The organism is Enterobacter sp. JJBC (assembly GCF_036936505.1).
GTDB lineage: Bacteria > Pseudomonadota > Gammaproteobacteria > Enterobacterales > Enterobacteriaceae > Enterobacter > Enterobacter hormaechei_C.
The window spans coordinates 1,244,291-1,260,243 of sequence record NZ_CP136935.1 but is presented as its reverse complement, the minus strand read 5'-3'; the positions used below and the strand labels follow the sequence as shown (position 1 = coordinate 1,260,243).

16 protein-coding genes are annotated in these 15,953 nt (G+C 58.1%); 5 read left to right on the top strand and 11 right to left on the bottom strand.

The features are described from left to right. Positions 1 to 6 precede the first annotated feature (6 nt). The gene (locus RY075_RS06035; protein ID WP_003858880.1) at positions 7 to 348 is read right to left on the bottom strand and encodes a RamA family antibiotic efflux transcriptional regulator; all 342 of its coding nucleotides are present in this window, start codon (positions 346 to 348) and stop codon (positions 7 to 9) included. Between the two features lie 32 nt (positions 349 to 380). Next, positions 381 to 1,484: a RomA family MBL fold metallo-hydrolase gene (locus RY075_RS06030; RefSeq protein ID WP_050870367.1), complete on the bottom strand. Its 1,104-nt coding sequence runs from the start codon at positions 1,482 to 1,484 to the stop codon at positions 381 to 383. Positions 1,485 to 1,675: 191 nt separating this feature from the next. On the opposite strand from RY075_RS06030, the gene RY075_RS06025 reads away from it, so the two are divergent. The 3 genes from RY075_RS06025 (at position 1,676) to nfsB (ending at position 3,398) form a co-directional block, all read left to right on the top strand. Next, on the top strand, positions 1,676 to 2,266 hold the full coding sequence (locus RY075_RS06025) for a TetR/AcrR family transcriptional regulator (RefSeq protein WP_003858882.1): 591 nt from the start codon (positions 1,676 to 1,678) through the stop codon (positions 2,264 to 2,266). Beyond that, positions 2,256 to 2,624, top strand: a complete 369-nt coding sequence (locus tag RY075_RS06020) for an MmcQ/YjbR family DNA-binding protein (protein ID WP_063864144.1) — start codon at positions 2,256 to 2,258, stop codon at positions 2,622 to 2,624. Before RY075_RS06025 ends, RY075_RS06020 begins: the two co-directional genes overlap by 11 nt. Positions 2,625 to 2,744: 120 nt before the next feature. Next, positions 2,745 to 3,398: an oxygen-insensitive NAD(P)H nitroreductase gene (gene nfsB / locus RY075_RS06015; RefSeq protein ID WP_023324270.1), complete on the top strand. Its 654-nt coding sequence runs from the start codon at positions 2,745 to 2,747 to the stop codon at positions 3,396 to 3,398. Between the two features lie 36 nt (positions 3,399 to 3,434). On the opposite strand, the gene RY075_RS06010 is transcribed toward nfsB, so the two are convergent. Genes RY075_RS06010 through RY075_RS06000 form a run of 3 tightly spaced genes read right to left on the bottom strand, consistent with a single transcriptional unit; the run spans position 3,435 to position 4,827 of the window. Further along, positions 3,435 to 3,722, bottom strand: a complete 288-nt coding sequence (locus RY075_RS06010; RefSeq protein WP_015571209.1) for a helix-turn-helix transcriptional regulator — start codon at positions 3,720 to 3,722, stop codon at positions 3,435 to 3,437. Then, on the bottom strand, positions 3,703 to 3,909 hold the full coding sequence (locus RY075_RS06005; protein ID WP_045329167.1) for a hypothetical protein: 207 nt from the start codon (positions 3,907 to 3,909) through the stop codon (positions 3,703 to 3,705). The genes RY075_RS06010 and RY075_RS06005 overlap by 20 nt, the downstream gene beginning before the upstream one ends. 48 nt (positions 3,910 to 3,957) lie before the next feature. After that, on the bottom strand, positions 3,958 to 4,827 hold the full coding sequence (locus tag RY075_RS06000; protein WP_063864143.1) for a helix-turn-helix transcriptional regulator: 870 nt from the start codon (positions 4,825 to 4,827) through the stop codon (positions 3,958 to 3,960). 107 nt (positions 4,828 to 4,934) lie between these two features. Here RY075_RS06000 and RY075_RS05995 point away from each other — a divergent pair, with 107 nt between their 5' ends. Together RY075_RS05995 and RY075_RS05990 are read left to right on the top strand one after the other, a co-directional pair. Then, the gene (locus RY075_RS05995; RefSeq protein ID WP_061855933.1) at positions 4,935 to 6,371 is read left to right on the top strand and encodes an MFS transporter; all 1,437 of its coding nucleotides are present in this window, start codon (positions 4,935 to 4,937) and stop codon (positions 6,369 to 6,371) included. A gap of 67 nt (positions 6,372 to 6,438) precedes the next feature. Beyond that, positions 6,439 to 7,683 (top strand): mechanosensitive ion channel family protein, encoded by a 1,245-nt coding sequence (locus tag RY075_RS05990; protein ID WP_058652745.1) that lies wholly within the window; start codon positions 6,439 to 6,441, stop codon positions 7,681 to 7,683. On the opposite strand, the gene RY075_RS05985 is transcribed toward RY075_RS05990, so the two are convergent. From RY075_RS05985 to RY075_RS05960, 6 genes are all read right to left on the bottom strand, one after another. Then, positions 7,684 to 8,655: a LacI family DNA-binding transcriptional regulator gene (locus RY075_RS05985; RefSeq protein ID WP_003858889.1), complete on the bottom strand. Its 972-nt coding sequence runs from the start codon at positions 8,653 to 8,655 to the stop codon at positions 7,684 to 7,686. 75 nt (positions 8,656 to 8,730) lie between these two features. Continuing rightward, on the bottom strand, positions 8,731 to 9,873 hold the full coding sequence (locus tag RY075_RS05980) for a Gfo/Idh/MocA family oxidoreductase (protein ID WP_338628296.1): 1,143 nt from the start codon (positions 9,871 to 9,873) through the stop codon (positions 8,731 to 8,733). Then, complete coding sequence (locus RY075_RS05975; RefSeq protein WP_109948477.1) at positions 9,866 to 10,891, bottom strand: sugar phosphate isomerase/epimerase family protein; 1,026 nt, start codon at positions 10,889 to 10,891, stop codon at positions 9,866 to 9,868. The genes RY075_RS05980 and RY075_RS05975 overlap by 8 nt, the downstream gene beginning before the upstream one ends. A gap of 15 nt (positions 10,892 to 10,906) precedes the next feature. Next, on the bottom strand, positions 10,907 to 12,142 hold the full coding sequence (locus RY075_RS05970) for an MFS transporter (protein ID WP_063864141.1): 1,236 nt from the start codon (positions 12,140 to 12,142) through the stop codon (positions 10,907 to 10,909). A gap of 253 nt (positions 12,143 to 12,395) precedes the next feature. Continuing rightward, positions 12,396 to 13,784, bottom strand: a complete 1,389-nt coding sequence (pheP, locus tag RY075_RS05965; RefSeq protein ID WP_023324264.1) for a phenylalanine transporter — start codon at positions 13,782 to 13,784, stop codon at positions 12,396 to 12,398. A gap of 102 nt (positions 13,785 to 13,886) precedes the next feature. Beyond that, positions 13,887 to 15,860, bottom strand: a complete 1,974-nt coding sequence (locus RY075_RS05960) for a PhoX family phosphatase (protein WP_045896324.1) — start codon at positions 15,858 to 15,860, stop codon at positions 13,887 to 13,889. Positions 15,861 to 15,953 lie beyond the last annotated feature (93 nt).

Genomic DNA, 15,953 nt, shown 5'->3' with positions numbered 1-15,953 from the left:
TGTTTTTCAGTGCGCCCGACCGTGATTTTCTTTGCGGTACGCCCCGGGCGGCTGGTTGAAGGTGCGGGTAAAGATGCGGGTAAACGTCTGCTGCGAGTCAAACCCGTAGCGCAGGCAGATATCGTACACGCGCTCGTCTGACTCACGCAGATCGCGCGCCGCCATCAGCAGCTTGCGTTCGCGGATGTAGCGCCCCAGACTTTCGCCTTTGTACTGCATAAACAGCCGCTGTAAATGCCATTTTGAGTAACCCGCATGGCGGGCAATCTCTTCGATGCGTAACGGCTGGTGTAGGTTGTCATCGATCCATTCGACAATCGTATCAATGACCTGAGCGGAAATCGTCATACTGCTCTCCCCCTCTGCTTCTCGCTTAAACATTATTCCCACCACTCGCGAAATTGTTGCGTGGTATCACTCACCCGCACGGGCTCGCCCAGCTCCGGCGTCAGCAGCCGGTAGTTTTTATCCTTGCTGGCTTTCGCCAGCTGGATCAGTGGATCGTTCCAGGTATGTTTCGCCAGCACAAAACGCCCGTTATGTCCCGGTACGACCGCTTTGGCATTGAGATCTGCCGAGGCCTGCGCCGTTTCCGCCGGATGCATATGGATGTACTTCCAGTCCTGGTCGTACTGCCCGTTTTCCATAATGGCTAAGTCCACTCCGCCAAACTGCTCGCCAATAGCCTTGAAGTGCGGGCCGTAACCGGAGTCTCCGCTGTAGTAAATCTTTCGCTCTGGGGTGACAAACATAAAGCTCCCCCACAGGGTCTGGTTACGCTTAATGCCGCGCCCGGAAAAATGGCGCGCGGGCAGAACATGTACCGTCAGCGCATCGCTGATATGCACCGATTGGTTCCAGTCCCGCTCGTCGATTATCTCCGGGGTCATCCCCCAGTAGCGCAGATGCGAACCCACGCCCAGCGGCGTGACCACGCGCTTAACCTTCGGCAGCAGCGCCTTGATGGTGGCGTAATCCAGATGGTCATAGTGATCGTGGGAGATAATCAGCAGGTCGATCTCCGGCATGCTCTCCGCACGCCACGGGTACTCCCCCGCAAATGCTTTATTGAGAAACGAGAACGGTGCGGCGTAGCTACTCAGAACCGGATCGATCAGGATGCGTTTCCCTGCAAGCTGCATATACCAGGAGGAGTGGCCGAGCCACACCAGCGTGTCCTGTTCAGGCGACAGGCTCGCCAGATCGGTTTTCACCAGCGGCAGCGGCTGCGCAGGACGGGCGTTTTCGGTTTTACGGGTAAGGAACTGCCACCACGCCACCAGCATATTTTGTTGCCCGGTAAAGCCCGGCGTAGGGAGCGTGTTATGGAATTGCCCGTCGCGATAGTGCGGAGAGGCTTCCACTTCAGAGAGCTGCGCACCCTGCGGTGGCTGGCCAAATCCGGCATTCAGTACAAACGGTAAACTGGCAGCTGAAGCAATAATCATGACTAACACCACGCAGATGAATAGAGGCTTTTTCATTTCCTGACCCGCCTACGCGCCCCATCCGATGGTTTGCGTGGGTGATACTTGATTATGAGTGAGTAAGCACTCATTATAGATAGGATGATTACGCCGTCAAGAAGGTTTTCGATCTTTGACATTCCGCGTTGCAGCGTATCAAGGCTCGTGTTTCAATCAGGGCTTTTACAATTGACGGGAGGAAAAATTTAGTGGCACGTCCGAAGAGTGAAGATAAAAAACAGGCCTTACTGGAAGCAGCAACGGCTGCGTTTGCGCAGTCAGGTATTGCCGCCTCAACGGCGTTAATTGCCCGTAATGCGGGCGTCGCTGAAGGGACACTGTTTCGCTACTTTGCTACCAAAGACGATCTGCTGAATGCCCTCTACCTGCATCTGAAGCAGGATCTCTGCCAGACCATGCTGGCGAATCTCGATCGCACCATCACCGAGCCAAAAGAGCATACCCGCAATATCTGGAACAGCTATGTGGACTGGGGCATTCGTAACCCCCTGGCGCATGCGGCTATCCGTCAGATTGGCGTCAGTGAAAAGCTGAACGCCGAAACCGAGCAGGCGGTGAAAGACATGTTCCCGGAACTGCATGAACTGTGTCGTCGTTCGATCCGCCCGGTGTTTATGTCTGACGAGTTTAAGACCTTCGGTGATGCAATGTTCTTATCGCTGGCTGAAACCACCATGGAGTTTGCCGCCCGCGATCCGTCCCGTGCCGTCGATTTTAAAGCGCTGGGCTTTGAAGCCATGTGGCGCGGGCTTGCTGAGGAAGATAACCATGGACAGTAAATCCTTGCAGGAACATGCCAGACGCGTCGCGCTGGAGATGCCTTTTACCGAACATTGCTGGCCGTTTGGCCCGGAGTATGACGTGTTTAAGGTGGGCGGGAAAATTTTTATGCTGATGGCGACCGCACACGGTCGGGCCCACGTCAGCCTGAAATCCGATCCGGAAAAATCGCTGCTCAATCAGCAGATCTACCCTGGCGTGGAGCCCGGTTACCATCTGAATAAAAAACACTGGATCTCCCTTTATGGCACGGACGACATCACGCCTGAACTGGTCACCGACCTGATTACGGATTCGTGGAATCTGGTCGTTGATAAACTGCCGAAAAAAGATCAGAAGTGGATTCGCCCAGCCTGATTGTTCGTCTCAGACGAACAGAATAAGCGCTCGAATCGCACTTATCTTTTCCCGCTTCGCGCGGTAATCTGCTTTCCTTTCACGCCCGCCCGCGGGCGAATTTCATTACCAGGAGTTGTTATGGATATTATTTCTGTCGCCCTGAAACGCCACTCTACCAAGGCGTTCGACCCAGCCAAAAAACTGACCGCAGAAGAAGCGGAAAAAATCAAAACGCTGCTGCAATACAGCCCGTCCAGCACCAACTCCCAGCCGTGGCACTTTATTGTTGCCAGCACTGAAGAGGGTAAAGCGCGCGTGGCAAAATCCGCGGCGGGCACCTATGTGTTTAACGAACGCAAAATGCTGGATGCCTCTCACGTAGTAGTGTTCTGCGCGAAAACCGCGATGGACGATGCCTGGCTTGAGCGCGTTGTCGATCAGGAAGAAGCCGATGGCCGATTCAACACGCCAGAAGCAAAAGCCGCGAACCACAAAGGCCGCTGCTATTTTGCCGACATGCACCGCGTGGATCTGAAAGATGACGACCAGTGGATGGCGAAGCAGGTTTACCTGAACGTCGGCAACTTCCTGCTGGGCGTGGCCGCGATGGGCCTGGATGCGGTACCAATCGAAGGGTTTGACGCCGCGATCCTCGACGAAGAGTTTGGCCTGAAAGAGAAAGGCTTCACCAGCCTGGTGGTGGTCCCGGTCGGGCATCACAGCGTGGAAGATTTCAACGCCACGCTGCCGAAATCTCGCCTGCCGCTGAGCACGATTGTAACTGAGTGCTAAGCGCTTCTGGCACGCCGGCTATCGGCGTGCCCGTTTTCAGTAAAGCGTTATCTGCGGATGCTTTACCCCGCACACCAGCGCATAACGCGTTAATGTATCGAGACTCGCCCGGGTAATATTTGCTTCCATTCTTGATACCGTCGGTGCGCTGACGCCCATCCGCTCCGCCACCTGGGCGCGCGTCAGACCAGCATGATTGCGCCATTGCGCCAGCATCTCCCGCAGGCGTTCCTTGCGCTCTTCTGCATCAAAGGAAGCCTGAACTTCTGAATCGCTTAACAGTTCAGCTCTGAGTTCGTCCCAGTCAATAATCTTTTTGCTCATCCAACATCTCCTGTTGTCGTTTCAGTGCCAGACGGAGTTCAGCAGAGGGCGTTTTTTGCGTCTTCTTGATAAATATCCCCATCGCCGTCGGGTTAGCGAGAAATTTATCAAGCTGGCGGTCAGCTTCGCCTGTACTCCTGAAGGCAGAAAAAGGCTCCCTGATATTAGCATATAAGGCAATTTGCATTAAAGGCTAAGTCACGCGTTGATTCCCTGAAAGCCTCTCGCAAAAAACTTACTTCCCCTGCTCCGCCAGCCACGCCATCGCCCTCTCCCCTGCCTCATCCACGGGTAAATAGACCAGCAGCCGCGATCCGTTTCGCGGGGCGGAGTACCAGTACATCTGCTGGAGATGAAAATCCCCCAGCTCGGGATGGGTGAACAGCTTGAGCTGGTTCTCCACGCCGCGCACGTCGTTACGCTGGTGCCACAGGGTTTTGAACTCTTCGGACACCGCAAAAAAACGCGCCAGCTTCGCTTCCCAGAGCGGGTCGCCACGGTGCTCAGCCATTGCCGCGCGGAAGTAGGAGACGAAAATCGGCAGCACGTCGTCACGTTTGCCGAGCCGCGCGCGCCACGCCGGATGGGTGAGGAACAGGTAAATACAGTTGCGATCTTCCGGCGGAATACCGTTGAAATCGACGCCCATCAGGTGTCCGAAGCTGTCGTTCCACGCCACGATATCAAAGTTCGGTTTCTGAATGCTGGCGGGTTTCGGCATCAGGGTATCCAGCAGGCGACGCGTGCCTTCGCTGATCCCCTCGCAGCACACCGCCTGCGGGGCTTCGCCCGGCGGCAAACCGGCAAGCACAAAAAGATGCCGGGCTTCGGTCGGGGTGCATTGCAGCGCTTTTGCGATGGCGGCCATCACCGCGCTGGACGGATTGACGTCCCGGCCCTGTTCCAGCCAGGTGTACCAGGTCACGCCGACATCCGCGAGCATCGCCACCTCTTCCCGGCGCAGGCCCGGCGTGCGGCGGCGGCCGCTGCGCGGTAAGCCGAGGCGCTGCGGATCGAGGCTTTCGCGCCGGGCACGCAAAAACGCGCCCAGCTGCTTGCGGGTGTCATCCTGGAGAGAGGTGACAGGTTCAGACATCAGCGCCATAACATCTCCTGCATGGTAGTGCCAGTACCAGTATAAGTAAGAACTGGTACCCGTTTATCAGATGATTGATGCTACGACTCTACGCTGTTTGACGCAATGGAGTCACCATGAATACGTCAGTTGTTTCACCGGGTCGTGCGGGCCTGATATTGCTGTTAACCGGCCAGATGCTGCCGCTGATTGATACCTCAATCACCAACGTGGCGCTGGATTCCATCACCCATTCGTTACACGCCACCGCCACCGAACTGGAGCTGATCGTCGCCCTCTACGGCGTGGCCTTTGCCGTCTGCCTGGCACCCGGCAGCAAGCTGGGCGATAACCTTGGCCGCCGTCGCCTGTTTATGTGGGGCGTGGCGTGTTTTGGCCTGGCCTCACTGCTGTGCGGCATGGCGGGCAATATCGAACAGTTGCTTGGCGCGCGCATTATTCAGGGTGCGGGCGCCGCGCTGATCATGCCGCAAATTCTCGCGACGTTGCATGTGACGTTAAAAGGAACGGCACACGCCAAAGCGATCAGTCTGTTCGGCGGTATCGGCGGAATTGCGTTTATCGTCGGCCAGATGGGTGGCGGCTGGCTGGTGTCGGCGGACATCGCCGGGCTTGGCTGGCGTAACGCCTTCTTTATCAACGTGCCGATTTGTCTGGTGGTGCTGGCGCTGAGCCGTCGCTACGTACCGGAAACCCGCCGCGACACGCCGTCGCGCATTGACTGGACCGGGACTGTCCTGCTGACGGCAATACTGTGCTGTCTGCTGTTCCCGATGGCGCTCGGCCCGCAGTGGCACTGGTCGTGGCCGCTGAAGGCCGCACTGCTGGCGATTGTGCCGCTGGTCTGTGTAATGGTGCTGAACGCGCGCAAAAAAGAGCGTGAGAATGCCCACCCGCTCATCGCGCCGCGCCTGTTGCAGCTGCGCAGCATCCGCTTTGGCGTGCTAATCGGGATACTCTTTTTCAGCGTCTGGTCCGGGTTCATGTTCTGTATGGCGCTGACCATGCAAAGCGGTCTGGGGATGGCGCCGTGGCAGTCCGGGAACAGCTTTATCGCGCTTGGCGTCACCTATTTTATTTCTGCCTGGTTCGCCCCACGCCTGATTGCCCGCTACAGCACCAGCGCCATCCTGCTGACCGGACTTGCGATTCAGCTTGTCGGTCTGGTGGCGTTGATTGCCACGTTCCGTCACTGGGGAACGCAGAATACCGCGCTGACGCTGGCCCCGGCCACCGGGCTGGTGGGTTACGGGCAGGCGCTGATTGTAAACAGCTTCTACCGTATCGGGATGCGTGATATTCAGCCTGACGACGCGGGGGCCGCGAGCGCGATTTTAAGCACGCTGCAACAGGCTGCGCTGGGGCTTGGCCCGGCCATTTTCGGCGCGATTTTGCTGCACGGGCTGCAAAATCATCACGGAGATTACACCCAGGCGGTCAATGTCTTCCTGATGGTGGAAACGGCCATGATGGTGGTGCTGGCGCTGGCCACGCTGCGTATGCGCCATCGTCTGTGTTTACCGGTCGTCAAGGCCTGTCCGGCGACAAAATAAAACTGCCTGAATTTGCATAATAGATCCGCAGCCGCCATTATGGGGCTGCATCAATACAGGAGACGTTATGCAGGAATTAATTGCTCAGGTTGAAGAGTTAGGGATTGAAATTAATCACACCACCTCTTTAGTGATTATCTTTGGTATTATTTTTCTTACGGCCATTATCGTTCATTTTATTCTGCACAAAGTGGTGCTGCGCGCATTCGAGAAACGCGCCCAGGCCAGCAGCCATTTATGGTTGCAAATCATTACGCAGAACAAGTTATTTCACCGTCTGGCGTTTACCCTCCAGGGGATAATCGTCAACGTTCAGGCGGTTCTGTGGCTGCAAAAAGGCAGCGAAGCGGCGGAATTACTTACCACCTGCGCGAAATTGTGGGTGATGGTTTATGCCCTGCTCTCCTTCTTCTCGTTGCTGGACGTGATTTTCAATCTGTCGCAGAAAATGGCCACCGCGTCACAGCTGCCGCTGAAGGGGATATTCCAGGGCATCAAGCTGGTGAGCGCCATTCTGGTGGGGATACTAATTATCTCCCTGCTGATCGGTCAGTCACCCGCCATTCTGATAAGCGGCCTGGGTGCGATGGCTGCCGTTCTGATGCTGGTCTTTAAAGACCCGATACTCGGCCTGGTGGCCGGTATTCAGCTCTCCGCCAACGACATGCTCAAGCTCGGCGACTGGCTGGAGATGCCGAAATACGGCGCCAACGGCACGGTGACCGACATCGGCCTGACCACCGTTAAAGTGCGCAACTTCGATAACACCATCACCACCATCCCGACCTGGGCGCTGGTGTCCGATGCGTTCATCAACTGGAGCGGCATGTCCGCCTCCGGTGGTCGCCGCATCAAGCGCAGCCTGAATATCGATACCACCAGCATTCATTTCCTCGACGAGCAGGAGCAGCAAAAACTGATTCAGGCGAAACTCCTGAAGCCTTATTTGGCCGCACGCCATGAGGAAATTAGCCTGTGGAATCAGAAAAACGGTGAAGGGGAATCGGTATTAAACCTGCGCAAGATGACCAATATCGGCACCTTCCGTGCCTACCTGAATGAATATCTGCGTAACCACCCGCGTATTCGTAAAGATATGACGCTGATGGTGCGCCAGCTCGCGCCGGATGCCAACGGGCTGCCGATTGAAATATACGCCTTCACCAACACGGTGGTCTGGGCGGAATATGAGGAAATTCAGGCCGACATCTTCGACCATATTTTCGCGGTGGTGGATGAATTTGGTCTGCGTATTCACCAATCGCCAACCGGAAACGATATTCGCTCGCTGGCTGGCGTCATCGCCAGATAATCAGGTGCTGGCGCGGGAAATAAAGCGCCAGTCCATCATGACCCTCTCCGTGGGCGCATCCGGGTTGTCGATCTTATTTAACAGCAAATTGACTGCCTTGCGCCCGATATCCCGCGACGGTTGTTCAATGGTGGTGAGAGAAACCATCTCCGCCAGCTCGGTGCCGTCAAAGCCGACCACGGCAATATCCTCCGGCACCCGAAGACCTGCCTGCTGAATGGCGCGCAGCGCCCCCGCCGCCAGCGTATCGGAAACGGCAAACACCGCATCCGGCGGGTTTGCTTTTAGCAGGTTTTGCATCGCCGCCATGCCCGCCCCGGAGCTGAGCTCACTGGCGTACTCCACCGCCTGATAGTCCAGATCCCGCAGGTGTATGACGCTCTTATAGCCGCGTTCGCGCAGGCGGGCATATTTGTAGCTGAGATCGTGGTTGATCATCGCGATACGCTTGCGGCCGCCGTCGGCCAGCTGGCTGACGGCATGCTGTGAAGCGTCCACATCATTGATGCCGACGCAGGAGACCGCGCCCGCATCGGCATATTCGGCGCACTGCACCCACGGTGCAGAACCAATCAGCGCGGCAAGTTCCGGCAGCTTCGAGAAGGCGTCCATGGTGATAATGCCGTCGACGATTTTGCCGGAGAGCAGGCTTAAGCCCGAGCGGGAGCGCTCAATATCCGAGCCGGAGTTGCACAGCAGAATGCGATAGCCGTTCTTTTCCGCCTCGGCTTCGATGCCCTTCACCACTTCGGCGCAGAACGGGTTGGCGATGTTCGAGACCATCACCAGGATCATATAGCTGCGGGCAGTGCGCAGCTGACGCGCCAGCAGATTGGGCTGGTAGTTACTCTCCTGGATCGCCTGCAAAACGCGCTCGCGGTTTTTCGCCTTTACGGTATCGCTGTTATTCAGTACGCGGGAGACCGTTGCCACGGATACCCCGGCCAGTTGAGCGATTTTCTGAATTGACATAGCGACGATACATCCTGCGGTTAGCGTTTTGTGCAGGCTACCATAAATTGATTGCCCGGCGAACCGGGCAATGCGTCAGTATTCCACGCGCACCCAGCGCTGCTGCTGATGACTTTTCACAATTGCATCAATGATATACATCACACTGGCGCCATCGTAAAAGGTGGCAAACTGCGGATTATCCGGCATCGCGCCCGCCTGCACGGCACGGTAAAACTGCGCCATCATATTTTTAAAGGCATCCGGCCACCCTTCAATGTGCCCGCCGGGGAAGTGGGCGCTGTCGGCCACGTCAGGGTTCATCAGGCCTGGATCGTCGGTGAGCGTCTGGTTTGCCCGGGCGCGATGGCCGATCCACAGCTGCTGCGGGATTTCCTGATCCCACGCCACCGACTGCTCGCTGCCGTTAATTTCAAAGGTCAGGCGGTTTTTTCGCCCCGCGCTCACCTGCGAGACGCTAAAGCTGCCCTTGCTGCCGTCGTCAAAACGGAACAGCACCGAGCCAAAATCTTCGGTGGTGACCGGTTTGACTTCATACTCCGCCTGCTCGTCATGGGAGAAGGTCTGGTGACCACCCGCGCTGGCCTTGCGCCTCGGCCAGACGGTGGATAAATCAGCCATCACCTCGGTAATGCGCCTGCCTGTCACATACTGTACCGTATCGCACCAGTGGGAGCCGATATCCGCCACCGCGCGCGATGCGCCGCCGAGCGCGGCATCCACCCGCCAGTTGTAGTCGGTTTCCAGCAGCATCCAGTCCTGCAAATAGCTGCCGTGCGAGGCGAACAGCCGCCCGAGGGTGCCCGCGCGCATCATGCTCGCCGCCTGTCGCACCATCGCAAACTGACGATAGACAAAGCTCACGCCATGCACCACGCCCGCCTGCTCCGCCAGCGCCACCAGCTCGCGCGCCTCGTCCGGCGTCATGCACAGCGGCTTTTCGGAAAACACGTGCTTGCCCGCGCGCAGGATCTGGCGGTTAATCTCCGCGTGCAGGTGGTTCGGCGTGCAGTTGTGCACCGCATGCAGATTGGGGTGCGCGAGCAGTTCTTCCACGCTGGCGTAAGCATGCGGGACATTTAGCTGGCGCGCCTTTTCCTGCGCCTTAACGAGCGAACCGTCGCAGAGCGCGACCACCTGCACAAACCCGAGACGCCTGAGCGCCTCGATGTGTGCCGGGCCAATAAACCCGCTGCCGATAATCCCGACGTTAATCATGGCTGCCCCCTGCGGCGAAATCATCAAACGCCCGTCCGGAAACGGGAATAATGTGGCGGCGGATAAATTCGCTGCCTTCACTCGCCCCGGTATCGCCATCCTTCAGGCAGCACTCCCACTCCAGCACCGCCCAGCCGTCATAGTCGTACTGGGTCAGCTTGCCGAAAATGCCTTTGAAGTCGATCTGCCCGTCGCCGGGCGAGCGGAAGCGTCCGGCGCGGTTGATCCACGGCTGGTAACCACCGTAGACGCCGCTGCGCCCGCTGGGGCGAAACTCGGCATCCTTCACGTGGAACGCTTTAATACGCGCATGGAAGATGTCGATAAAGGTCAGATAGTCCATCTGCTGGAGCAGCATATGGCTTGGATCATAGAGAATGTTGCAGCGCGGATGGTTGTCCACCAGCGCAAGAAAACGCTCGAAGGTGACGCCGTCGTGCAGATCTTCCCCCGGATGCAGCTCAAAGCAGACGTCCACGCCCTGCTCGTCGAAGGTATCCAGAATCGGCCGCCAGCGGGTCGCCAGCTCCTCGAACGCCTCCTGAAAGCGCTGCTCGTTATGCGGCGGCCACGGATAGAAAAACGGCCACGCCAGCGAGCCGGAGAAGGTGGCGTGTGCTTTCAGACCTAATCTTGCCGAGGCGACCGCCGCCTGTTTCAGCTTCTCCGTGGCCCACGCCCGGCGCGCCGCATCGTTACCGCGCACGGACGTGGGCGCGAAGTGATCAAACGCGTCGCTGTAAATCGGGTTTACCGCGACAAGCTGCCCTTCCAGATGGGTCGACAGTTCGCTGATAACCAGCCCGTGCGCGGCCAGCTTAGCGGTGATGTCATCGCAGTAGGCCTGGCTCTCAGCCGCTTTCTCGACGTCAAAAATATGCGGATGGTTGCAGGGGATCTGCACCGCTTTATAGCCCTTTGAAGCCGCCCACCCTGCAAGCCCGTCGAGCGTGTTGAACGGTGCTTCCTCGCCGATAAACTGCGAGAGAAAAATGCCGGGTCCTTTTATCGTCCTCATACCACCTCCTGAACATTACGCCTTGTCATCGTCATACTTAAACGTGAGAAGGAAAATCAGCGCGATCGCCGCGGCCGCTACCGCCGGGATCCACCAGAATGTGACCCACGCCTGCGGCACGGTCTGCCCTGCCACCAGGCGGTTATAGAGCGCGCCGGAAATCTGCGAGCCGAGCAGCATGCCGATGCCGTAGGTGAACATCACGATCATGCTCTGGGCCTGGCCTTTCACCTTTTCGCCCGCCACGCGGTCGGTGTAGATAAAGCCGACGACAAAGAAGAAATCGTAGCAGACGCCGTGCAGCAGGATGCCGAGATACAGCAGAATGCGCCCCTCCTCGCTGACGCCCAGTGCGAACATGGCGTAACGCACAAACCACGCCAGCATGCCGATCAGCAGCATGACCTTCACGCCCAGACGGCGGAACAGCAGCGGAATAACCAGCATGAAGACGATCTCGGACATCTGCCCGAAGGACATGGCGGTGCTGACGTCGGCAATTCCCGCATCCGCCAGATACGAGGCGGTGTAGGCGTAATAGGTGCCGAGCGGGACGGAGATCAGCATCGCGCAGACGGAGAAGACGAAAAAGTGGCGGGTTTTGAGCAGCGCAAAGGCATCCGCGCAGAAAAGATCGCGCACCTTCACCGGCAGGCCTTTCGCCGGAGCAGGCGTGTGCGGCAGCGTCAGGCTGTAAAGCGCCAGCAGCACGGAGCTGGCCGCCGCCACCTGGAAAATGGTCACGCTGGACGCCACGCCGGTCACGCCGATGAAAATGCCCGCCACGATCCAGCCGATGGTGCCGAACACGCGCACCACCGGGAAGGTTTTATCCACGTTTGCCAGGCTGTGAAACGCGATGTTGTTGGTCAGCGCCAGCGTCGGCATGTAGCAGAGCGTGTAGCCAAACAGCAGGCCAATCAGCAGCGCGCCGTTCTCGGCAATCAGCGCCCCCGGCACGAACCAGAGGATCGCCGCGCCCGCCAGGTGCATCACCGCCATCACCTTCTGCGAGGCGAAGAAGCGGTCCACCAGCATGCCGAGCACGAACGGCGAGAGAATGGAGGCGATAGGCCCGGCGGAGAACGCATCGCCAATCAGCAGAGACATGTTGTGCTGGGTCATCACCAGGCCGAGCGTGACCGACCAGCTACCCCAGATAAAAAATTGCAGAAACATCATCAGCGACAGCCGCGGCACCAGCAGCCGGTGTTGCGTTATCGCCTTTTCACTACTCTCAGTTGACACCATGATAAGCCTCACCCGGAAAAAGTAATCGATTACAAATTAGTTCAAATAAAAAGTAATCGATTACAAAATAAAGATCCTGTGGATCGAAACGGAATTGGGAGGGGGGTCACGATAAAGGTGGAGTGATACTTTGTAGGCCCGGTAAGCGCAGCGCCACCGGGCGTGAAGGCGGGGCAGTGTGGTGCGGTCTGGTTTGGTGCGGTCTGGTGCCCTCACCCCGGCCCTCTCCCACAGGGAGAGGGAGAAAACCGCGCTACTTTTTGCGCGAGAGCTTAAATGCAATAAACAGGAACACCACCCACACCGGCAGCAGCATCGCTGACAGGCGCATCTCATCCATGGTGCACATCAGCACCAGAATCAGGCCGAGGAAGGCGATACAGAGGTAGTTCCCCGCCGGATAGAGCAGCGCTTTAAACTGCGTCTCGCGCCCCTTGCGGCGCATCGCCGCGCGGAAGCGCAGGTGCGCCAGGCAGATCATGATCCAGTTAAGCAGCAGCGTGGCGACAACCAGCGCCATCAGCAGGCCAAATGCCTCTTTCGGCAGCAGATAGTTGATCAGCACCACCAGCGAGGTGATAGCGCCAGAAAGGAACAGCGAGTTGACCGGCACGCCGCGACGGCTGACGCGAGTGAGGAACTTCGGCGCGTTGCCCTGTACGGAGAGGCCAAACAGCATGCGGCTGTTGGAGTAAACCCCGCTGTTGTAGACCGACAGCGACGCCACAAGAATGACGAAGTTAAGCGCCGAAGCGACCACGTTGCTGTTCAAATTGTGGAAGATCATCACGAACGGGCTACTGTCAGATTTCACTTCCACCCACGGGTAGAGCGCCAGCAGCACCACCAGCGAGCCGATGTAAAACAGCAGGATACGGTACACCACCTGGTTGACCGCTTTCGGAATGCTTTTGTGCGGATCGCGCGCTTCAGCCGCGGTGATGCCAATCAGCTCCAGCCCGCCGAAGGAGAACATAATGACCGCCAGCGAGAGGATCAGCCCTTTCCATCCAGTCGCCAGGAAGCCGCCGTGCTGCCACAGGTTATCGATCGTGGCGCGCTCGCCGCCGTGGCCGGAGAACAGCAGCCACAGGCCAAAGCCGATCATGCCGATAATCGCCAGCACCTTGATCAGCGCGAACCAGAACTCGGTCTCGCCATACAGGCGGACGTTCACAAGGTTAACGGCGTTAATGATGATGAAGAAGGCCGCGGCCCAAATCCACGTTGGCACGTCCGGGAGCCAGTACTGCATATAGATGCCGGCGGCGGTCAGCTCGGCCATGCCCACCAGCACGAACATCACCCAGTAGTTCCAGCCGGAGAGGAAACCTGCGAACGGCCCCCAGTATTTATAGGCAAAGTGTGCGAAGGAGCCGGACACCGGCTCTTCAACGACCATCTCGCCGAGCTGGCGCATGATCAGGAAGGCGATAATCCCGGCGATACCGTAACCCAGCAGAACCGCCGGGCCAGCCATTTGAATGGCGGGGCCGATGCCGAGAAAGAGCCCGGTACCGATCGCGCCGCCAAGGGCAATTAACTGAATATGTCGATTTTGCAAACCACGTTGCAGCGTCGGACTCTGATCCGACGAAGCTTCAGCGCTACCATGGCCTGAAGCGGATGACGCGTCTTTCACGCCCTACCCCTGTCTCTTTTTTAGAAGGGGCACGTTTTAACACTTCATGCTGGTGGTAGCAAGCTTAACGCCGGGCCAGCGCATGCGCCCGGCGGATAAACGTCACGACCCGATGATCCCGCCGTCCGCTTTGGTAATCACCACCGTTGACGATCGCGGACGCCCGTTCGGGCTGGCGTCTGGCCAGTTGGAAACAGCGCGCGGATTGGCCGGGTCGGTAATATCATCCCCGCCCTCCCCCGGATGCTGAATGTTGATAAACAGCGTGCGGTTGTCCGGCGTAAACGCAATGCCGGTGATTTCACATCCGCGCGGCCCGGTCAGGAAACGGCGATACTCGTTGGTGCCCGGAATGGTGGCCACCATCTGGTTATTGCCCATCCCCTCGTAGGCTTTCTTATTGATGGTGCTGGAAGAGACGTCGGTCTGGATCCACAGCACGCCCTGGTGATCGAACGACAACCCATCCGGGCTGCCAAATGCCGCGCCCTGCATCGAGCCTTTGGCTTTGGGATCGTCGCCGTCGGTGCGCCCGGCCATGACCAGAATATCCCACTTAAAGCGTGCGGCGGCAGGATCGGCACCCTCTTCGTGCCAGTGCATGATGTGCCCAAACAAGTTGTTGGCACGCGGGTTAGCGGCGTCGACCGGTGCCTTGCCCTCTTTACCGCGATCGCTGTTGTTGGTCAGCGTACAGTAGACGCTGCCGCTGGCGTGCGGATCGACCGCTATCCACTCGGGGCGGTCCATTTTCGTCGCTCCCACCACGTCGGCCGCCAGACGGGTTTTAATCAGCAGATCGCCCTGGCTTGCAAAACCGTTGCTTTTATCCAGGCCATTTTGCCCGAAGATCAGCGGCAGCCAGTCGCCGCTGCCGTCCTCGTTGAACCTGGCGACGTACAGCGTGCCGGACGTCAGCAGCTGCATATTGGCTTCCCGGTTCGCGGGATCGTATTTTTTGTCGGAGACAAACTTATAGATGTACTCAAACTTCTGGTCGTCCCCCATGTAGACCACCACGCGATTATCGGCGGCGAGCGTGACGGCGGCCCCCTCATGCTTGAAGCGGCCGAGCGCGGTGTGCTTGCGCGGGGTGGAGGTCGGGTTGTAGGGATCGATCTCTACCACCCAGCCGAAACGGTTGGGTTCGTTAGGGGTTTTATCAACGCTGAACCGCTCATCCACCTCGTTCCAGCGGTACGATTCATCGCTGTCGCTGATGCCGTAGCGTTTTTCCAGCGGGTTGAGATCGGCTTTTTTGACAAAAATGTCCGACCAGTTCTCCTCGCAGGTGAGATAGGTGCCCCACGGCGTGTGGCCGTTGGCGCAGTTCTGCATGGTGCCCAGAACGCGTTCCCCCTGCGGGTCGGCGGCGGTTTTCATTAAATCCTGATGCCGCGCCGGGCCGGTAAGCTGCATCGGCGTATTGACGGTAATACGCCGGGCGAAGGAAGACGGACGCACTACCTCCCAGCCGCTGCCCGTTTTTTTCACTTCCACCACCGACACGCCCATCGCGTTCTGCCCCTTGCGGGCCTTGTCGAGACTCCAGTTCGCCGTACCGTCGGTAAACAGCATTCCGTTGTCGATGTACTCATGGTTCAGCGCCAGCAGGCCATGCTCCGGGTTTTGCGCCCCCTGCGGCAGGCTAAACCACGCCATGCCGTCGTGGTGCATGCCCGCCTGCACAGCCTGTTCGTCTGTGGTATTGCTGGCGTCCGGCTTAAAGGCCGGCATGTTGTCCTTGATCCCCGTCGGATCGCCCCAGCGATAGAACGGGCGGGCGATATAACCTTCCGGCACCCTGACCGTGTCTTCCGTAGAGACGTCGATGCTGGTAAAGCCCAGGGAAACCGCTTTTGCCAGCGCGGAAGGCTTCGATACCGCGGCAATGGCATTTTCGGGTGTGATCAGATACGGGAATGATACGGCAGCCCCCGCTACGGCCCCCATCTGGAGAAAACGGCGGCGCGAGAGGAACACTTCTGCAACCTCGGAGAATACCGGGTTAGCGCTGCGGTTACTGATATCGTCGCGATGTTCTTTTTTAAATACGGATTTGAGGGGTCTGCCCATAGCGGCTTCCTGTCATTGGCCAAGAGGTAAGGTTGTGGCGACCAGTGTAAGAAGCTTTTATTACAATTTTATAACACGACAACGAAGGGATTG